General features: G+C 49.8%; 12 protein-coding genes. 6 read left to right on the forward strand and 6 right to left on the reverse strand.

The features are described from left to right. The first annotated feature begins 30 nt into the window (after positions 1-30). Together CLV60_RS12220 and CLV60_RS12225 are read left to right on the forward strand one after the other, a co-directional pair. Positions 31-2583 carry an adenosylcobalamin-dependent ribonucleoside-diphosphate reductase gene (locus CLV60_RS12220; RefSeq protein ID WP_106595666.1) on the forward strand — a complete coding sequence of 851 codons (2553 nt, stop codon included), beginning with the start codon at positions 31-33 and terminating at the stop codon, positions 2581-2583. 169 nt (positions 2584-2752) lie between these two features. Continuing rightward, positions 2753-2983 carry a helix-turn-helix transcriptional regulator gene (locus CLV60_RS12225; protein ID WP_106595667.1) on the forward strand — a complete coding sequence of 77 codons (231 nt, stop codon included), beginning with the start codon at positions 2753-2755 and terminating at the stop codon, positions 2981-2983. Positions 2984-2988: 5 nt separating this feature from the next. Here CLV60_RS12225 and purB read toward each other — a convergent pair whose 3' ends face one another. Continuing rightward, the gene (purB, locus tag CLV60_RS12230) at positions 2989-4344 is read right to left on the reverse strand and encodes an adenylosuccinate lyase (protein ID WP_106595668.1); all 1356 of its coding nucleotides are present in this window, start codon (positions 4342-4344) and stop codon (positions 2989-2991) included. A 154-nt stretch (positions 4345-4498) separates the two neighbouring features. Here purB and CLV60_RS12235 point away from each other — a divergent pair, with 154 nt between their 5' ends. Further along, a complete protein-coding gene (locus CLV60_RS12235) occupies positions 4499-5239 on the forward strand; it encodes an MIP/aquaporin family protein (RefSeq protein WP_106595669.1) in 741 nt (246 codons plus the stop codon). Position 5240: 1 nt separating this feature from the next. On the opposite strand, the gene CLV60_RS12240 is transcribed toward CLV60_RS12235, so the two are convergent. Then, positions 5241-10700, reverse strand: a complete 5460-nt coding sequence (locus CLV60_RS12240; RefSeq protein ID WP_106595670.1) for an alpha-2-macroglobulin family protein — start codon at positions 10698-10700, stop codon at positions 5241-5243. A 141-nt stretch (positions 10701-10841) separates the two neighbouring features. Then, positions 10842-12065, reverse strand: a complete 1224-nt coding sequence (locus CLV60_RS12245; RefSeq protein WP_106595671.1) for a 4-hydroxy-3-methylbut-2-enyl diphosphate reductase — start codon at positions 12063-12065, stop codon at positions 10842-10844. A 179-nt stretch (positions 12066-12244) separates the two neighbouring features. On the opposite strand from CLV60_RS12245, the gene CLV60_RS12250 reads away from it, so the two are divergent. From CLV60_RS12250 to CLV60_RS12260, 3 genes are all read left to right on the forward strand, one after another. Further along, positions 12245-12808, forward strand: a complete 564-nt coding sequence (locus CLV60_RS12250) for an RNA polymerase sigma factor (RefSeq protein ID WP_090384902.1) — start codon at positions 12245-12247, stop codon at positions 12806-12808. A gap of 264 nt (positions 12809-13072) precedes the next feature. Continuing rightward, positions 13073-13681: a restriction endonuclease subunit S domain-containing protein gene (locus CLV60_RS12255; RefSeq protein WP_106595672.1), complete on the forward strand. Its 609-nt coding sequence runs from the start codon at positions 13073-13075 to the stop codon at positions 13679-13681. Next, positions 13641-14705 carry a hypothetical protein gene (locus CLV60_RS12260; protein WP_170118768.1) on the forward strand — a complete coding sequence of 355 codons (1065 nt, stop codon included), beginning with the start codon at positions 13641-13643 and terminating at the stop codon, positions 14703-14705. The genes CLV60_RS12255 and CLV60_RS12260 overlap by 41 nt, the downstream gene beginning before the upstream one ends. An 8-nt stretch (positions 14706-14713) precedes the next feature. Here the strand turns inward: CLV60_RS12260 and bshC are convergent, their stop codons facing one another. From bshC to CLV60_RS12275, 3 genes are all read right to left on the reverse strand, one after another. Then, entirely contained in the window at positions 14714-16264 is a 1551-nt protein-coding gene (gene bshC / locus CLV60_RS12265; protein ID WP_106595673.1) for a bacillithiol biosynthesis cysteine-adding enzyme BshC, read from the reverse strand. A gap of 252 nt (positions 16265-16516) precedes the next feature. Next, positions 16517-18331 (reverse strand): acyl-CoA dehydrogenase FadE, encoded by a 1815-nt coding sequence (locus CLV60_RS12270; RefSeq protein WP_106595674.1) that lies wholly within the window; start codon positions 18329-18331, stop codon positions 16517-16519. A 165-nt stretch (positions 18332-18496) separates the two neighbouring features. After that, a complete protein-coding gene (locus tag CLV60_RS12275; protein ID WP_106595675.1) occupies positions 18497-21385 on the reverse strand; it encodes a putative Ig domain-containing protein in 2889 nt (962 codons plus the stop codon). Position 21386 lies beyond the last annotated feature (1 nt).

The following is a 21386-nucleotide window of genomic DNA, read 5'->3' on the forward strand; positions in this document are numbered from 1 at the left end:
ACTTCTTCAAAAAACGTCTGATACCACCTAATGGAATCCATAAAATCTTCACAATCAGAAAGAACCTACACCAGTGACGAAGCCTATCAGGCGTCGCTGGAATACTTCCGGGGCGACGATCTTGCGGCCCGCGTTTGGGTGAATAAATATGCCTTGAAAGATTCGTTCGGGGCCATCTATGAAGCAACGCCGAACGACATGCACCGCCGCATTGCTTCCGAAATTGCGCGCATCGAGCAGCGCTATCCGAATCCATTGAGCGAAGCGGAGATTTTCGATTTGATCAAAGATTTCAAATACATTATCCCGCAAGGCAGCCCCATGACGGGCATCGGTAATCCTTACCAGATCGCCTCGCTTTCCAACTGCTTTGTAATCGGCAACAATGGCGTCTCGGATTCCTATGGCGGCATTATGAAGATCGACCAGGAACAGGTACAATTGATGAAACGTCGCGGCGGCGTGGGGCACGACCTCTCGCATATCCGCCCGAAAGGCTCGCCTGTGAAAAATTCGGCGCTGACATCGACCGGTATCGTGCCGTTCATGGAGCGCTTCTCCAATTCCACCCGTGAAGTGGCTCAGGATGGCCGCAGGGGTGCATTGATGCTCTCGGTTTCCATCAAACACCCCGATTCCGAAAGCTTCATCGATGCTAAAATGGAGCAGGGAAAGGTTACCGGCGCCAATGTTTCGGTGCGAATCGACGATGAATTTATGAAAGCGGTCGACGCAGGAACCGCCTACCGCCAGCAATATCCTATCAAAAGCGATAGTCCTTCACATATCAAGGACATCGACGCGACGGCGCTCTGGAAGAAAATCGTGCATAATGCATGGCAGTCGGCCGAGCCGGGCATCCTCTTCTGGGATACGATCATCCGCGAATCCGTACCCGATTGCTACGCCGACCTTGGTTACGAGACCATTTCGACCAACCCATGCGGCGAAATCCCGCTTTGCGCCTATGATTCTTGTCGTTTGCTGGCCATTAACCTCTTCTCGTACGTAGAAGACGCATTCACTGCCAAAGCAAAATTCAACTGGGAGCTGTTCAAAAAACATATTGCTGCCGCACAGCGCATGATGGACGACATTATCGACCTTGAACTCGAAAAGATCGATGCGATTCTGCAAAAAATTGATGAAGATCCGGAAGATGCCGAAGTGAAGCGCGTGGAGCGCAATCTTTGGTTAAATATCCAGACAAAAGCCAAAGAAGGCCGTCGTACCGGTATCGGTATCACCGCGGAAGGCGATATGCTGGCTGCATTGGGCCTGCGTTACGGAAGCGACGAGGGCAATGCATTTGCCGTTGAAATCCATAAAACCGTTGCGCTGGAAGCTTACCGCGGATCGGTTCATACCGCCAAAGAACGCGGTCCGTTTACGATTTTCGATTCGGAAAGAGAGAAAAACAACCCGTTCATCAACCGCCTGAAAGAAGCCGATGCGCAGCTTTATTACGAAATGCTGGAATACGGTCGCCGGAACATCGCATTGCTGACGATCGCACCTACTGGCACGACGAGCTTAATGTCGCAAACGACTTCGGGTATCGAGCCGGTTTTCCTGCCAGTTTATAAAAGAAGAAGAAAAGTCAACCCGAACGACAAGGACGTTCGCGTGGATTTTGTCGATGAGGTAGGCGATTCGTGGGAGGAATATGTGGTTTTCCATCACCGTTTCAAGGAATGGATGGAGGTTAATGGCTTCGATACCTCTAAAAATTACGCGCAGAAAGACCTCGATGAGCTGGTTAAAAAATCGCCTTACTACAAAGCCACCTCCAATGATGTGGATTACCTCAAAAAGGTGAAAATGCAGGGCGCGATTCAGCAATGGGTGGACCACTCGATCAGCGTGACCATCAACATGCCGAACGACGTCACCGAAGAACTCGTGGGCGAGTGCTACATGGAAGCCTGGAAAGCGGGTTGCAAAGGCGTTACCGTGTACCGCGACGGCTCACGTTCGGGCGTTTTGATTTCCAATACAGAGAAAAAAGAAGAGCCGAAAGACGGCAGCCCAATGCCGTTCCCGACCGAGCGCCCGCAAACGCTCGAAGCCGACGTAGTACGTTTTCAGAATAAAAAGGATAAATGGATTGCATTCATCGGCCTGATCGACGGACGCCCGTACGAGATCTTCACCGGTTTTGCCGATGATGAAGACGGTATCCTGATCCCGCGCTGGGTAAATGAAGGTTTGATTATCAAAAACCGGGAAGCCGACGGCAGCTCGCGCTATGATTTTCAATACAAAAACACACGCGGCTACAAAACCACGATCGAAGGGTTGTCCTACAAATTCAATCCTGAATACTGGAACTACGCGAAGCTCATTTCCAGCACATTGCGCCATGGAATGCCGATTGAAAAAGTGGTAGACCTGATCAGCAGTCTCCAACTCGACGAAGCGATCAATACCTGGAAAGCCGGCGTTGCCCGCGCCTTGAAACGTTACATCCCGGATGGTACCGAAGCGGCGAAGCAGAAATGCCAGAACTGCGGCTCGACGAATTTGCTGTACCAGGAAGGATGTTTGACGTGCAAGGATTGCGGCTCGTCCAAATGCGGATAATTTTTTAATTTTGAATGATTGAATGATTGAATGACCGAATAATTTCTATTCAGTCATTCAATCATTCAGTCATTCAATCATTCAGTCATTCAAAATTACTACCACTCACGCTACTCATCTACCGCCTCGCCTGCCCCGGTTCAAAGCATTCACGCTTTAAACCGACACCATGGTTATTTCGAAAATCCTGATCAGGTACCGCAGAGATAATGCGCTCTCCCAGAAGCAAATGTCCGATTTGCTCGGCGTTTCGCAGGTAGGTTACCACAAATGGGAAACCGGCACCACCAAAATTGAAATGGAGCATTATTGCCGCATCGCGACGTTGTGTGATGTGAGTTTGCTGGATCTTCTCCCGCGCGACTGGCAGGAGAAGATCAGGGATGAATTGGGAGTATGACTTCCTTAAAAAGTATCTTCTACAACGCCCAGGTAGTTGAATGGGCTCAATGCGCGAAGTTCTTCCCGTATTTTTTCAGAGACGTCCAGTGTTTCGATGAAACGCGAGATCGAGTCGTGGGTGATTTTTTCGTTGGTGCGCGTCAGCTCTTTCAACGCCTCGTAAGGCTTCGGATAGCTTTCGCGACGCAGGATCGTCTGGATCGCTTCGGATACTACGGCCCAGTTTTCTTCCAGCTCCGCTTTCAATACCTCGCCATTCAATTCTACTTTGCCGAGACCTTTCAACAGGGAGTTCAAGGCGATGGCCAAATGTGCGATAGGCACGCCGATGTTGCGCAACACCGTAGAGTCGGTAAGGTCGCGTTGCAGGCGTGAAACGGGCAGCTTGGACGCGAAATGCTCGAACAATGCGGATGCAAGGCCCAGGTTACCTTCGGAATTTTCGAAATCGATCGGGTTCACCTTGTGCGGCATAGCCGATGAACCAACTTCGCCGGCTTTGATTTTCTGTTTGAAATAACCCATTGAAATGTACGTCCACATGTCACGGTTAAGGTCCGTGAGGATCGTATTGAGGCGTTTCAGGCAGTCGAAAGTAGCGGCCAGGTTGTCGTAATGCTCAATCTGTGTCGTGTGGCGGCTTCTTTTTAATCCCAACCCTTCTACAAAATGGTGGCCGAATGCCATCCAGTCCTGCTTCGGATAAGCGACGTGGTGCGCGTTGAAGTTACCGGTAGCGCCACCGAATTTCGCCGAATGTGGGATTTTATCGAGCATTTCGAGCTGGCGTTCCAGACGTTCCACAAAAACCAAGAACTCCTTACCCACGCGTGTAGGCGACGCAGGTTGCCCGTGCGTGAACGCGAGCATCGGCACATTCTTCCATTCGATCGACATTCTTTTCAACACAAAAAGCACCTGGCGGAATAATGGCTTAATCTGCCGCTCCATCGCGTCTTTCAGTGAAAGCGGGATCGCCGTGTTGTTGATATCCTGGGAAGTGAGACCGAAGTGAATAAATTCCTGGTAAGATTCGATGCCCAGCTTCTCGAATTGCTCCTTAATGAAGTACTCGACAGCCTTTACATCGTGGTTGGTCACCTTTTCGATGTCCTTTATATGCAGCGCGTCAGCCTCGCTGAAATCCTCATAGATTTTGCGCAGCGACGCGTATTTCTTCTTGTCAAATTCTGATAGCTGAGGGAGGGGGATTTCGCAGAGTGCAATGAAATACTCGATTTCCACATACACCCGGTAATAAATCAGGGCATATTCCGAGAAATAAGCCGAAAGTTCAGATACTTGTTTGTAATAACGGCCATCAACCGGAGAGATCGCCGTAAGCTGATTTAATGACATGATTTTCAATACAAAAATTGATTATCAGGCAAAGTTAGCAGAATTCACGGTCCTAAAATGGTAAAACCGAAACGAAAAATTCTTTTTGGGATTGGAAATAGAAATTATAAAACTATTCGCATATTCGTTTACTAACCTTGATTATACCTAGCACATGCAGCCTTCGCCTTTCATTGGAGAATTAGTCGGAACAATGGTCCTTATTTTGTTAGGCAACGGCGTAGTCGCCAATGTCGTGTTGAAAAAAACCAAAGGCGAGAGCGGCGGCTGGATCGTCATTACGGCTGGATGGGCATTTGCGGTGATGTTCGGGGTGTTCACGGCCAATGCGTTCGGCAGCGCGGCTGCGCATCTGAATCCCGCGGTAACCGTGGGCTTTGCGGTACTTCAAAATGATTACAGCCTTGTTTCAACTTTCATTCCGGCTCAGCTGATCGGCGCATTCCTGGGCGCTGTGCTGGTATGGCTGCAATATCTGCCGCACTGGGGCGCCACCGAAGATGGCGGGTCCAAGCTGGCTTGTTTCTCAACCGGTCCTGCCATTAAAAGTACCGGCGCTAATTTTCTGAGTGAATTTATCGCAACGATTATACTGATCGTCGGCATTGTAGCTATTGGCTACGCCGGCACTTCCGATCCCGAAAAAGGAGGTATTCCGTCCGGTGTGGCGCCTTACCTGGTGGGTATGCTTGTTTGGAGCATCGGTTTATCCCTCGGCGGCACCACCGGCTACGCGATCAACCCCGTACGCGACCTGGGGCCGCGCATCGCGCACGCCATTCTGCCTATCCCAAACAAAGGAAGCTCCGATTGGGGTTACGGCTGGATCCCCGTTGTGGCCCCCATTGCGGGAGCCATCATCGGTGGACTGATTTTGCGTAGTTTCTCTTTCTGATTTATTCAACCGTGATTTTACCGCCGCCTGAATAGCTGCGGTATTCGCCCCGGTACATTGCGTCCGCCGCTGCCGGCCCAATCGTAAATGTGCCTTTGGCTACGATTCGCACCTGATAGTAGAAGGTTCGTGGCTGGCCATCGGCATTGGTGAAGAAATGAATGCGGTCGTCGCGGATATCGTAGTATTCCGGAACGGCTGCATTGGTGATCCACGGCATATCGCGCGGCTCGGTAATCCTCGGGTTTTCGATTTCAAAGCCTGCGGGCAGCAGATCGGTGACGACGATGTCCTCTACGGGCAGGCCATTAGTGCTGTTGAGTGTCAGTTTCACTACCACCAGATCGTTCTGATGAAAAGTTTGCACCGGCTGTCCATTACGTGTCAGGAACTGGCGGCGGATACTGATCCCCTGATCCTCCTCTGTGTAGCTTCCCGTCGCCGACATGCCGTCCGTCTGCGCGAACCAATACAAATCGCCTTTACCTTGCGTTTTGACCAGCAGTTTTTGGTTCAAAATGCCTTTTGAAATCTTCAACTCCTTACCTGAAAACTGGCCGAGCGACTTTCCATTGGCCGAAACGGAAGCTGTTACTGTCGAGTTGGCTGTCTTTTTCGCCAGTTTACCCAGAGCCAGCACCGCAAATGCCGCTTCCTGCGTATTGAGATACGAAGCTGATTGAATGGCTAGTGAAAGCTGTCGGCCCAATACGGGGATTTGTGTATTGGAAGGATCCGATTCAATTAATGTATTCAAAACCAGAGACATATTCCGCAGCGGCGAGGAATAGCTGTTGTCATAGTAATGCCCGGCGTTTTCAGGAACATACTTTTTAGGTAGCAACGCATTGAAACTCCGGGCATCGCCCGCGAGCTGGAATGCCCCCGCGAGCAGGTATTGGGAATCCTGCGTGAGCAAATGCGGATTTTGCTTGTAATAATTCATCGATGCGCGATTCGGGTGACCGTTCAGTGCCAGCACATAAAGCGAATAAATGGCTTCACGACGAGCGACGGTCTTTTTGGTCTGCGTACCTTTCGGCTGCCCTTCGTAGGCTAATCCGTTGTTGGTACTCGCAATCACGACTTCCTTATTGGCCGTCGAGCCACTTTGTGCTGTCAGGTATTCGACCGCACGGCTCAGCGTTTTGGCATTAACTTCAAAACCTGCCCGCCGCGCCTCTTCCAGGAAATGAACCGCGTAGGCAGTGGCCCACCAGTCTTCGAGCTGCGCACCTGGCCACATGCCCATACCTCCGTTGAAAAGCTGCTGCGATTCCACTTTACGAATGGCCTGCTGCACGTTGGTCATCGGATTAAAGTCACTTTCGCCGCTTCTGACCGTGTAAACCGGCGCCGCCATGGCTTTGGTAAGGTCTGCGAAGTAAATTTGCGGGAACGCCTTGGAAACCGTTTGTTCCAGGCAACCATAAGGATAGCCGAGCAGTGTCGATAATGCCTTTCCTCCGCCTTGTGCCAGCGGCGAACGGCTCAATACGATCTGACTGCTGCTTGTGGCAGGGATAAACGAGGATTTAAGGTCGATCAGCCCTTGTTTATCGCCAGCAATAAGGCCGGATGTACTGGTTTTCAGCAATGGCGATGCGGGGCGAACTGTAATTTCGGTCTGATTGACGAACGTTTCTTTAAATGCATTCACCTTTACCACCACCTTCCCGATGCCGATGGCCGTCGCGGCTTTTACCGCAAACATAGCGCGACTTTCTTTTCCGGCCGGTATTGTAATATTTTGGGTAACTGGTGCCGCACCTGCTGCCAGCGGGCCCGAGAGTTGGACGGAAACTGTCGCTGTTGTCGCTTTCGCTTCGGTATTGCTGACGTTGACAGGCAAAACCAGCTCGTCGCCCGGACTCAGGAACCGCGGCAGGCCGGCGCTGATTACGATCGGGTCGGCTACTTTCATATTTTTGGTAGCCGAACCGAATGCATTATCCTTGTAAGCAACGGCCATAATGCGCAAGTCGCCGCTAAATTGCGGGATATTGACATCGAAAGTCACATCGCCGCTGCCATTTGCTTTCAACTGGCCGCTCCAAAACGACACGAGCTCGGTACGGCCATTACTCAGCGGATTGATTCTCCTTTCCAGATCATATCCGTCACCACCGGAGGTCGACGTTCCTGAAACAGTCAGTTCAGGAAAAAGCTGGGCGTACAAATCATGACTGGCAACTTCCAATGCCCGTTTTTGATAGAAATGTCCGTGAATATCCGGTGTTTTGGAGTTTTTGATCTGCAAAATACCCTCATCCACCACAGCCAGCGTCACTTCCGCATTCGCCTCGGTTTTGATACGTATCTGCTGCTTCATCTTCGACCGGGATTTTTCAACGGCTGTAATAGCCACATTCAGTTTCCGGTCAGGATCTTCCACCAAAATGGGCTGGTAGCCGTGTGCCACCGTGAGCGGCATATCCGACGCGTCCAGCGGCCGGATGAGCGTCGCCGTAACAAATACGTTTGGCAAATGCTCTTCTTTAATTTTGAAGGTCAATTCAGCCGCCTTTTTCTCGGTTGTCAGAATGTGCTGTTCCAGCACGTTGTTACGCTCCACAGTTACGAGCAGTCGTCCGTCAAACGGCGTTTTGAACAATACTTTCGCCGATTCGCCGGTTTTGTAGCGGTCCTTATCGGTTTCCATCAACACCCGGCCTTCGTTACTTACTTCGAAAGACGAATACTGGGTGTAACCGTAGCCGTAAGCATAGAAATTCGCGAGCGTATAATGCGCCGCTCCCGGACGTCGCACGCGTACCTCATACTCGCCCGAAACCGTTGGCACGTACCGGAACGTACCTTTTCCACCGGAAAGCGTCAGTTTATTGGAATACACCAGTTTCTCACTCTTCCGCGAAGTGTATTGCAAACGATCATACTTCTTTTCCACGACGGTCTGGTATTCCAGCCGCACCACTTCGATGCTCGCTGTTGCGCCATTCTGCAATGCGCCGCTCTTGCCTACCCCTACAATATCAACCGGAACCGGCGCATTGGTACCAACGTAGGCATCCGGCAGGCGGATTCCGTAAAATACCGGCTGCGTATACACGTCGAAGCGTTGCAACCTGTTGACAGGCCGCCCGTTTTCATCAAAAACGGTTACGTAAATCTTCCCTTCGAGTACGCCGATGTCCTGTAAACCAGACAATAATGTAAACTGCTCATTCGCTTGTCCCTGCTCATTGGTGGTACCGTGGCGACTGTCGCGCTCGAAAGTAGTTTCGGCCGGGATGTCAAACGTGTATTCCGGGAAACCTTTGGCCGAAAAGCCTTTTCGCTGCAACTGGAAATCCATTTCGTAGGTGCGGTTGCTTGCAGGAGGGCCAAATAAATTCGTGGCAGTAGCAGTAAGTGATACTTTCTGCCCCGAGACATAATCTTTGGCCGCCCCACTAAGATCGACTTTGATACGATCGGGCATGAACTCCTCCACACTCACCGCTTGCGACCCCAGCAGCACTTCATTCCCATTGTACACTTCGAGAATATAGGTACCTGTGAGCACACCGGCGTCAAGCGGAATTTCGGATTCTATCGCCCCCTGGTCATTGGTGATCTTGCGCCATGTGCGGAATTCGCGGCCATTCGGAGTTAACAACCGCAGTTTCAATGGCACCTTTCCTGCGGTTTTCCAATCCTGCGTCCGCAGTACCGTGTTGAAATGCATGGTTTCACCCGGACGATAAATGTCACGCTGGCCGTAAATGAAAACCTGATAACCCGACGCATTATCCCTCAAACCTTCCACATCGAACCGCGAGGTCAGCACCTGAGTGTCTTCCAGCAGCAAGTAATTGAAATCATCCTCCGAGCTCGCGGTAATCATCGCTATTTTAAAGCCCGGTGCCTTTTCGCTTAACTTATCAACATGCGCAATGCCATCGCCATCGGTCTTGACCGTGTGTACCGTCTGATTGTTGGAGCTTACGAGCGTCAATTCAAGATCTTTGATCGGGTCATTGGTTTTAATGGAATTCGCAAAAACCCATAATTCATCTTTGCCCTGCTTGGCAATGAGGCCGATATCGGAAATGGAGACCAGCTTGGTTGCACCGAGGTATGCTTCTTCCTCCGAATTCACTGCCACCAGATATACTCCCTGCCGTTTGTTATCGTCTGGTAATGCGATGTTCAATGCGGATACGCCCTTACTTTTAGATAGATTCCCGGTCTCGACTGTCTTGTTCACGATCACGTCGCTCAGCTGGCTTTCCCGGTCGTCGCTGTAATTGAAATTACCCGTCGGCTGCCAGTCGTCACCCACGTATGCATAGTCGCTCCAACGGTTGTTGTGGATATAATGCAGGATATTATTGGCGTAAAGCTTCGAAATGCGCACCTGCACCTTCGGTACATTCACAATATTGACACCGATATTCCGAGAACTTTTGGAAGACAAATACAGCCCCTTTTTGTTCGCGAAGGAGATTGCCGCAGGCATTTTGCCAAAAAACAGGTCTCGGGAAACTTCTTCTTCCAAATTCTGCCCCAGAATCCCTTTCAGAGATTGTTTCAGTTGCAGCACATAAGTTTCCGTTTCGTTGAAATTCCCCCTAAGAATGAAGCCATTCTCCGTCGGTTCCGTTTCTACCGCCGCTTCGGGATTTACAGTGAAACTGCCGGCAATGCTTTCCTTGTCAAGCTCCTGTGTGGTCACGATCCGCGCATAACCCGCATTGTTATCAAAACCGGTTTTAATATCCACCACTTCCAAATGCAGCGGCGACGGAATACTCACGGTTCTCGACAATGCTTCCTGGCTGCTGTACGAAGTGTTCTGCACTTTCACTCCCTTGTCTATCGCAATGCTGACCGGCGTTTCATTATTATCCGCGTTGCCTACCTTGGCAAGCGCCAGCGTCACCGACGATTCGTCCTGCGAAGGCAGCACCCTGTAATCCAATGTTTGACTTCCTGATAAAACCTTCAATTTTTCAGCCACATTCTGCCCATTCACCGGATAGTTGAAATGCAATCGCAGCCGGGCCTCCTGCCTGCCTGATTCCTGTGATAATGTCCACCAGCTTTCCGTTTCGACGAGCTGTAAATACGGCGTGTGGAAGGAGATCGGGTCTTGGGAAAGTTTGTATTTCTTGTCCTTATCCGTTTTTTCAGTGATCAGGTCCGTCAGCTGCGCCTTATAGGACGTAGCAGCTCCAAACCCCGCGACGGGCGAAAACACGAGCTCATTCGGCGCGGTCCATTTGAACTTACCCCGAACAGCCGGCTCGAACGTCACATATTGCGTCGAGTCCCAGTTGTTCAGCTCGGCCGTCGTAACGAGGTCTTTGTTGAACGTAAATACCAGATTTTGCGATTGCCCTACCTCTTCCGTGAAGTTGGTACCCGCGACGCGGATTTCATTGAAGGAAGAACAGCTACTGAAAACCCAGACAAAAAAGAGGAAGCAAAAAGAACTTAGGATGGCAGTCTTTTTCATAGGAAAGCAGATATAAAAAACGGATGATTTTTGTAACCAAAACCATCCGCCTAAATTAAACTATACAAGTTAATTCGCTCTTAATAACCTCTTTCAAATGATTCAACGGTGTCCCTGCCAGATTTAGCGGTAACCGTTACCTCAAAATGCCTGCATCACCTCCTCAATCGGCTTCGCTCCTTCGAAAAACGACAGCAGCCGCACGAGAATTCCTTCCACCACCGCATCCGGGCAGGACGCGCCGCACGTAAGCATGATACGCACAGGTGTTTTTGCCGGAATATAGTTTTCAGTGACCACTTCTTCTTTTTTATGCAGGTCAAAATGGCGGATCAGTTGCCTGTCCAGGATTTTATTTACGGATTCAATAAAGTATGTCGGGAACTTCTGCTCGCACAGCTCCACCAAATGCGAAGTATTAGAGCTGTTATACCCGCCTGCGACAACCACCAGATCGGCATCGTGGGTGAGCAATGCATAAGTAGCATCCTGGTTATCGTTCGTCGCGTAGCATAAGGTGTCGCGCGTGTTCGCGAAACGGTCCTCCACCTGCTCGGGACGCAGGCTGTAATGCTTTATCATCACATTTTTGAGGTAGTCGGCAATGCCTTGCGTGTCGGAGGCCAGCATGGTGGTCTGATTCACGACGCCGATCCGCTGCAAGTCTTTTGCAGGGTCAAAACCTTCGGAATACTGGTTTTTGAAGTCCTCAAAAAACTGCAATGCCGGTCTTGCGCCGGTCATATATTCAGCCAAAATCTGAGCCTGCTTCATGTTTTCTACCACCACGGTCGGCGCATTTTCTTTGCTATGCGAGAATGTCGCACGGGTTTCTTCGTGATTGGGCTTTCCGTGGACTACAATGGTGTAATCCTTCTCGCCAATCTGCGCCGCACGGTTCCAGACCTTTTCAACGAATGGGCAGGTCGTGTCGTAGACGTATTCGCCCACGCCTAATTCGGCAATTTTTTGCTGATTTTCGACCGTAGTGCCAAATGCCGGAACGATTACAATGTCCTCGGCCGTCAATTGTTCCCAGCCGATCAGCTGCTTGCCTTTCGTGTCCATGATAAACTGCACGCCACGCTCGATCAGGTCACGGTTCACGTCGGGGTTGTGAATCATTTCACTCAAAAGAAAGATTCGCTTGCCCGGGTTTTCGGCGATGGCCTTGTACGCAATATCGATCGCATTCTCTACCCCGTAACAGAACCCAAAATGGCGCGCAATAAGAAATTGCACCGGCCCGAAATCAAGCACGGTGGGTGAATAATCCCTTTTCAGCTTGTCGTTTTTACGGCGGAACTCCTTGATTGGCGTGATAATGCGGCTCCGGTAAAAATCGGGGATATTGAAAGTTTTCATGTACTAAAATCGGTAGATTGCAACAAGCGGCACAAAGATAACCCCGCCTTTTCTAAGAACAACATGGTATGCCTCCTTTGTTCGGTATGCGGCATTTTGAAAAATTTTTTAAAACAAATGCAACTTGCCGAAGAATCGCTTGTCTTTGATTCAGAACGTTCAAAATATAAACCTTCTGCTTGAAAACACAAATTTACCCCGACCGGCACGTCGAACTGGTGGAGCGTTGTAAACTCGGAGAGCGCAAAGCGCAATACGAGCTTTATAAACATTACTCAAAAGCCATGTTCAACATCTGCATGCGGATACTGAACCATTTGGGAGAGGCTGAGGACGCTTTGCAGGAGGCCTTCGTGGATGCATTCACGAACCTCCACCAGTTCAGGCAGCAGTCGACGTTTGGGGCATGGTTGAAGCAAATCGTGGTCAATAAGGCTATCAACCACATGCGCAGCAGGAAGGTAAAATGGGTGGAAATCGACGAATTCCACGAGACTTTGGAGCAAAGTGACCGGAATGAGGATTCTTTCGGACTGGACGAGAGCGACACGACGCTCGAAATAGAAAGGGTCCGCAATGCGGTACAGAAATTGCCGGATGGTTACCGGGTGGTACTAAGTCTGTATTTGTTCGAAGGCTACGACCACGAAGAAATCGGCGAAGTGCTCGGGATCAGTGAAACCACCTCCCGGACGCAATACATGAGGGCGAAGCGTAAATTGACCGAGATGCTGGTACGGTGACGGAGCCGTCGGTTGTGGTCATGTGTAGTCAGGAAGTAGTCATGTATGGTCAGGAAATTAGTCAGGTGTGGTCAAGGATAGTCAAATGAGAGAGAAACAACAAATGACAATGCTTGACCGCGCGGCGGACCGCAAAACATGACAACAAATGACAATCCCTGACAACAAGTGACAAATAAATAAGCACCAGGAGTTAAAGAATATTGACCCTTAAACTATTACGGATTTGAGACTATTATTTACACTTGACAAGTTAATTAATCTATGAAAAATTCTTCTGATAAAAAGGATCGATTGGAGCGGTTTGTGCGTGATAACAGGGATGGATTTGATACTTTCTTACCGCAGGATTCTTTATGGAGCCAGATTGAGAGCCAACTACATAACGAAATTCCGATAGTTCCTGAGAAATCGAAAAAAAAAATCAGGCGTCTGAGTAACCCCTATTTCGACTGGCGTATTGCCGCGGGGGTATTCCTGGCGCTCGGAATCGGGTTTCTGGTTTACCTCAATAACGAATACGGCATTACCCGTGATCCGCGCGTGGCCCTGAAAGTTCCCGCATATGCCCGCGAATTCAATCAATACAATGTTGCAATAGACCAAAAAAGGGAGGAGATCATCAAGCTGGCCCGGAACAATCCGGAGCTGTACAAAGATTTCTCCGCTGATTTGGAAAGTCTGGAGTCGAACTATAAAAACCTTCGCTCCAACTTATCTAACGCCCCTAACCAGGAAGCACTGCTTGAAGCAATGGTTCAGAACCTGCAATTACAGGTTGACCTACTGAACCAACAACTGGAAATTTTGCAACGCATTAACAAAGTGAAAAATGACAACGATAAAGAAAATAGCGAAGCTCCTGTTATTTAGTGCGATCGCCGTACTCCCGCAGGTAGCCAGCGCAGCCCTCGATCCCCACGATTCAGAACAGAACGGACTGATAGAGAAGCGAAGGAATATTGTGAAAGTGTTCGACGTCAGAAAGAGCGATGCGCTCGAAGTTGACAATCAGTTTGGCCTTGTGAAAGTAAATCTGTGGGCGAAGGAAGAGATTAAGGTGGAGATTGTGGTTACCGCCAATGCCCCTTCCGACTCCCGCGCCACGGAATACCTCAGCTCGGTGAATATCGATGAAAAACGCGTCAAAAATGTCATCAGCCTTACTACCCGCATTGACCGTAACCAGTTCGGCAACAATGGCTGGAATAAAAGCAAGGGCGACAAGAATTTCATCCAGATCGATTATACGATCTACATGCCGAAGGAAAATTCACTGACCGTTCGCAACAAATTCGGGAATACCGATATCCCGTCGTTCTACGCTCCGCTGACCGTCGACTCCAAGCACGGTAACTTCATGGCCATGCTCCTCGAAAACCCGGATAATGTGATCGATATCCAGTTTGGAAGTGCCAAAATCGGCAAAATGGATGGCGGAAAGCTGGATTGCCAGTACTCCAATGTAAAGCTCGATCAGGCTAAAAAGGTATGGTTGAGCAACAAATTCGGTGAGCTGACTATCGGCGATGTGGTGAATCTGGACGCAGCCATCGATTATTCAGGGGCTAAAATCGGGACGATCCGGGGTACCGGCAAAATCAAGCTCAATTATTCGGGTAATTTCAAAATCGACGAACTGACGCATTCCGCGCAGAATGTAGATATCCAGGCGCAGTACTCGTCAATCGTGCTGCCGGCGGAGGCCAATCAGTTCAATGTGAGCGTAACGTATGGCAAGTTTAGTTACCCGACTGAGAATGTCAATTTCTCGATGCAGCCCGATAAAGACGGCCGTCCCGACAAAATGAAGCATTACCAGGGCAAAGTCGGCTCCGGTGGCGGGACCAAAATTACCGTGACCTCGGTCTTTGGAGATGTAAAATTGAAAAATTAGCCCCTCTCCTACTCTTCCAGCAGCACATTATACCGGAAATCCAGAGGATCAAAGGCATGGTAAAGCTTCTGAATGAACTGAGGGTCGTTAATATAGAAGTTCAGCAAATTATCATACCGTTCCTGGGCGATTCCGTTCGGGAACAGTTTGTTTTTAAGGGTCAATAATTGCTCGATCTCCGATTCATGATTGCGTTCCTCTGCACGGATAATGCGCTTTTCGAGGTGTTTCAATGAATTTAGAAGGCGCGTTTGCTCCGCTTTCACCGCACCGTGCATCGTCTGATCTACATCCGTTGCCTTCGCGAGTATCTGCTCAAAAATGGCATTGAACGCTTCTTTCTGATCGCTCAGGTTGAGCTCGTGCTCGGTATTGCGCTCGATGAATGTCTTGCGCAATGCAATTTCGTCCAGGAACAGGTCTTTGTAATCGATTTTCAGCTTCTGCGCTTTCTTATACTGATGCCCGTTCATATACAACGCGAAATTCCGCGGCATCAGCATGGGATAAGGCACGCCAAAATGGTCGAAAACACCTTTCAGCTGCATCCAGTAAGGCACTTCTGACGGCCCGCCTATATACGCAAGGTTGGGTAAAATCACTTCTTCGTACAGCGGCCGCAGGATCACATTCGGACTGAACCGTTCCGGGTTACTTTCCGCAAGTGCTAACAGCTCGGTTTCACTGAATTCCAGCTCGGTATTCAGCACTTTGAACACGTCGCCCTCGCGCACGATGCGTTCGCGCAGGTTGTCGTCGAGGTAAAAGAAATTGATTTCGCGCGCGTGCAGGGGAGTGTGATAGCCGAGCGCATTCAAGCGGGAAGTGGTTTCTGTAACGAGTTTTTCTGAAATAGAATCTTTCAGTTCTTCCTTAATTACCGGCAGGAAGTGCCGCTTCAAATCTGCATGGTCGGCATCGAGGCTGATCAGCCCGTAACGTCCGAAGAGCTCGTGCATGTAACATCGCACGGCGTCAGCCAATGTAGTATTTTCGAGATAAGCCTTTGCAAAAAGCAGCGGCTTGTCCGGCAATTGCTTCAAAATGCCCGCCAATTCTTTCGGATTCAGCTTTCCAACGGCGCCTTTGTGCTCGCCCGTCCATTTGTGCGTCTGCCCGAAAAGGTGGAAGGATGCGATTTCCTCAAAATCATGGTCCTCCGTAGCCATCCAATAAATGGGTACAAAATTGTATTCCGGGTACTTCGTCTTTAATGCTTCGGCAAGCTTGATGATCGTGACGATCTTATAGATGATGTACAACGGCCCTGTGAAAATATTCAGCTGGTGGCCGGTTGTTACGGTAAATGTATTTTCTTGTAATAAAACCGAAAAATCGGGGAGGTAAGGCAGGCCATGGTATTGCTTCGTGAGCACATCCACAAGCGTCTTGCGTTTGTCGGCCGTGAAGGCTGTTTTGTTCAAAATAGCCTTCTCTGCGTTTTCCAACGTCGGAAAGATGCCGTAAAATGATTCAAGCGTAGGTTTCTGATCGAGGTAATCGAGTAGTAATGCAGGAAACTGGCCTGTGGTACGCAGATCCACGGAATGCAAGGTCATGAAAGGTGGTTTTTCAGTAGCTAGTAGAGAATCCAACGTATTAATTTTTGCTAATTGACTCAAAAAAGAAACCAAATATCTAACGAGAAAGGCGCCGTTTTTGGTTTCCCAAAATTGCGCATTTTGACCAATAATCGAAAACCTTTCACCAAGATACAAAAAAGCCGCATCCGAGTCAGATGCGGCTTTCGAACGTGTACATTTTGGTTTTCAGTTGTAGCAGGTTATTCGCCTGAGATATTTATAGTTTTTTTAAAAGACGTAGTCATTTTTGGCTATCAGCTCATCAGCGATCCGGCGGCGCGCGTCTTTGAGATTCATAGGTTCGATCTTGGTGAATCTTTTCAGTCCCATCAGCATTACGCGGAGCTCATCGCTCTCTGCAAAACTGGTAATAGCCGAGCGCCCCGCATTGTTGACCCTTTCAACGGCGCGATTGAGGTAAATGAGCGCTATGTCTTTTTGCAATGCATTCGCCTCCTCGCCTAGTAGTCCGATCCGTTTCTCCACCCGCAATAACACGGATTCGGCCACATAAATTTCAATTACCATATCAGCCACGTTCATGATAATCTCCTGTTCCTCAGAAAGTTTCATCATAAACTTCTGCACCGCGGCACCCGCTATCATCAACGCTGCTTTTTTCAGGTTTTTGATCACTTTTTTCTCCGCTGCGAACAATGTTTCATCCTCATCCGAGCTGAAATCGGGGATCGATAAAATTTCCTTGCCCACCGCCATCGCCGGCCCCATGAGGTCAAGCTGGCCTTTCATGGCGCGTTTCAGGAGCATATCTACCACCAACAGGCGGTTGATTTCGTTGGTACCTTCAAAAATCCGGTTGATCCGGCTATCGCGATAGGCGCGATCCATGGGCGCATCGGCCGAGAAACCCATCCCTCCATACACCTGCACACCTTCGTCCACCACAAAATCCAGCACTTCCGACCCATGCACCTTCATGATCGCGCACTCAATCGCAAATTCTTCCAGAGCCTTCAATTTCGCCTCGGCATCGTTCATCCCCTTGTCTTTGAAGGCCTGGATGAGATCATCTATATTTTGTCCTACCCGGTAGGCCGCCGATTCCGTCGCGAACATTCCCACCGCCATTTCAGCGAGTTTGTGTTTGATAGCGCCGAAATTGGCGATCGCGGTACCGAACTGCTTGCGCTCGTTGGCATATTGTATCGCTTGCGAAGCCACTCGTTTCGAGCCGCCCAAGGCCGCCGCTGCCAGCTTAATACGGCCGATATTGAGGATATTAACCGCTATTTTAAACCCGTTACCACGCTCGGAAAGCATATTCGCTACCGGCACCTGGCAATCGTTGAAGAACAACTGACGCGTATCCGAACCCTTGATGCCCATTTTGTGCTCGGGTTCGTTCATCGTAATGCCGCCAAACGACTTCTCGATGATGAATGCGGTTAGGTTTTTATCGGTTTCGCCATTGTCCTCTATTTTGGCAAAAACAATGAATACATCTGCAAAACCGCCGTTCGTGATCCACATCTTCTGACCATTGATCACATAATGCTGTCCGTCGGCGCTCAGTTTAGCCTTTGTTTTACCCGAATTGGCATCCGAACCTGAATCAGGCTCAGTGAGACAGTATGCAGCTTTCCATTCGCCGGAGGCGAGCTTCGGCAGGTATTGAGATTTCTGCTCCTCATTGCCATAATAGAGAATGGGGAGTGTTCCGATGCCTGTGTGTGCAGAAAGCGCCACTGAAAACGAATTACCGGCACCGGTCGCTTCCGCTACCAGCATCGAAGTATTGAAATTCATCCCAAAACCTCCGAACTCCTCCGGCACCGCAGTCCCGAGTAAGCCGAGCTCGCCCGCTTTGTCCATCAGGCCTGAAATCAATGCCGGGCTTTTGGCCTGGTCGATCTCATCCAAACGCGGCCAGACTTCCTTTGCGAGGAAATCACGGCAAGTATCAGCGATCATTCGCTGTTCTTCATTGAATTCTTCCGGGATAAAAATCTGGTTCGCCAGGGTTTCCTTGATCAGAAATTCACCTCCTTTGATGGACGTCTGGTTTACTGCTGCAACGGACATAGCTGAATGCGGGTTAGTCGGGAAAGTATTGAGTATGCTTGCATACCATTAGAGGTTGATGCAAATATAGATTATAAAAATTATTATGCAAGCATACTATTGTCGAAATAAATGAAAATGACCGCCTTCAACGGGCGGTCACTCACAATGCTGTGCTGGTATTCGCTACTGCTTGAAAATTCTGAATTGCTTAACCAGTTCCCCGTTATTTTCAACCCTGATAAAGTAAATCCCGGCCGAGAGCCCGATGGCATCCAGATCCAGGTTTGCGAGCTCGTCGGACACCTTCACGAGCGAACCGGCAATAGGGATTCGCTTACCAGCCACCGTGACAATCTCCCAGCTCAGATTGTCTCCCGGCTGGTATTCGGGCAGTTTGATGTTTACAATGCTTTCAACCGGGTTCGGATAAAACGCCCAGTCTTCCATATTCTTGCTGATATCCACCTTGTCGCCAGCCGAAATACCAAATTCGATGGAGTTCGTAACCACCGCGGAATCTTCCCGGAACGCGGTAACCGTCAATGTATACCTCCCCACATAGGGTGCAAAGCCCGAAGCATCTTCATACAATGCGTAGGGGAAAATCGCAGTCGTTGCTTTTCTGCGGAAAGGACCGTTCAGATCGAACGAAACTTTATCATACTCGAAATTTCCATATGCGTACATGTTCAGCTTCGAAGGCAGCGAATCGGAGGGGATCACATCATCGCCGGACAATTTCCTGATCACACGCTGATCCACCTTGCTTCCTCCCTGAACGAGCTCGAAGCGGAGCTCTGGGGTTTGCACAAGCAATACCAACGGGATTTCCACATAGGCGCCCGCGTTGTCGTACGCGCGGATGATCAGCCGGTACTCGCCCTCTTCGGTAGGTGTTCCCGAAAACTCGTTCAGCGCAAAAGTGAGCCACGACGGCCGGTTCTGTACGGTAACCGATGAAATGTAGCCATCCGCATCCCCGAAAATATTAGTCGGCAGAATGTAATTGAACGGCATGTTGATCTGCGCATATTTGGTAGGCAGACCGCTCGTGGCGAATGGCGGTGAGTTCAGAAACTGCGGCTCCACGACTTTAACTGTAAAGTAAGTTTCTACAAACGCATTCAGATCATCATATGCTTTTAGGATAATGCGGTAGTCGCCCAGCTTGGTAGGCGTGCCGCTCAATACGCCGTTCGAAAACGTCAGCCAGGAAGGCAGTTCACTGGCTTCCACTTTGGTAATGCTTCCATCCGGATCAACGAATGCGGTTTTAGGAATGGTAATAGTAAATGGCTTATCCACTGCCACCAGCTGGTTCGAGAAATTACTGTCCACGGTCGGCGGTTTGTTCGCATTCTCGCGGGTATCCACACGAATAGTGAAAAACGCTTCGGCCGAACCGCCCTCGTCGTCGATACCCTTCACTGAAATGCGATAATCGCCGAGCGTCGTAGGTCTTCCGCGCAGAACGCCGTTTTCGTAACGCAGCCACGCGGGCAGCGTGCCCACATCCACGCGCACGATCTTGCCATCCACATCCGAGAAGGTATCGATAGGAAGCCGGTATTCAAAATCCTTGTTGACCGGAATAATCTGCATCGGCACCGGCCTGAAAACGTAAGGCATATAATTGGACGCATCATCCCAGTAACTGGGTGCGAGAATGTCTTCGATCAATCGAATCCTGACCGGACGCGGCTTCGCTGGGTCCGCGTAGGCACGTTTGGCCCATTCATCGTAAACCACTCCCTGCGCACCGCCTTTTTCCGTCGCTGCCGACAAACGATACGACACCGAATCGGCATACACGATCGGGGTCATCGGTTTATTCAGCCAGGAAACAGCGCCCTGTCTCAAAAAACCTTCGGCGCGTGCCATCTGGTCTTTGGTAGAAATCACCGCAGCCACCACATTCGCCCCATGCTCGAAGTTCTCGTTGATCTGCTTCATGTGGGCGGCATTATCAAGGTATGAACTCACAAAAAGCTCATTGGCCGTGATAAAACCCGCCGGTGCGTCGCTTTTGATAATATCCACCGACCACCGGTGATCGTGTGCTGCCAGGTTGTCGTTGACCTTGATCCCGTCCGTCTTTTCGTTGAGATCGCGAAAGCCCAATGTCCCCCGCGTCGCTGATTGCGCATCAAATACCGACCCATAATCAGACACATATTTAATGCCCGGATCGACGCCTTTGACCACCGCTACCATTTGCTCGGTAAATCTTTTGAGCATCATATGACGATAGATGTACCAATCCTTTCCATAGCGCTGGCGGAACGAAAGGTTGGGCTCCCAGGCAGTTGCAGGTGGATTCGCCTCGTCGAACGACTTGAAAGTCATCCCCCACAGGTAATTGATCCGCTCGATTTTTTTGTACTTTCCTTTGACAAATTCCTTAAAACCCTTCACCATCGAGGGAGAATAGTCGTAAACAGCGGCGTTTTCCTTACCGTTTTCGATCAAACCGCCGCCATACTCGCCTTCCTGCGTACCCGTGCAGGTCACCGACACATACAGCAGTTTCTTTTCTGTTTGCAAATACTTGTAATGGTTCATCACCTCTTTCACGAAGGCAACTCCCTTATCCAGAATAGGCTGGTTATCAAATCCGAAAAAAGTATCCTCATAACCACTGAGTAACGGCTTGCCGGAATGACTGAACTGGCTGTCGGAAACATCCCAGAAACCTTTGATACGCGTACTGTGCCGGCCAAGGTGAATGCGCAATGCCACTTTCATGCCCAGGTCGGTGGCGATTTGGATCTGCTGATCGTACTTGGCCCATTGCGGCTTGTCGGTAGGAGAATTGAGATAAATTTTATCCCAGGGAATGGTAATATATACTGCGTTAAGCCCGTAACTCTTTGCCGACCGGATCAGGTCCGGCTCCGGACCGATATCGTCCGGGTTAGTGAGGTTCAGGAGCATCAGCGCAAGGTAGCGCTGGTTATCTGTTTCAGTAGTTCTCTGCGGGCTTTGCGCCGATACAGGACCGGCCCATGCGAGGACTGTCAGCAACAAGGCAATACGGGTCAAAAACTTAAACGCGCACGTAGAATTGAGCATA

This window comes from Dyadobacter jiangsuensis, from assembly GCF_003014695.1.
GTDB lineage: Bacteria > Bacteroidota > Bacteroidia > Cytophagales > Spirosomataceae > Dyadobacter > Dyadobacter jiangsuensis.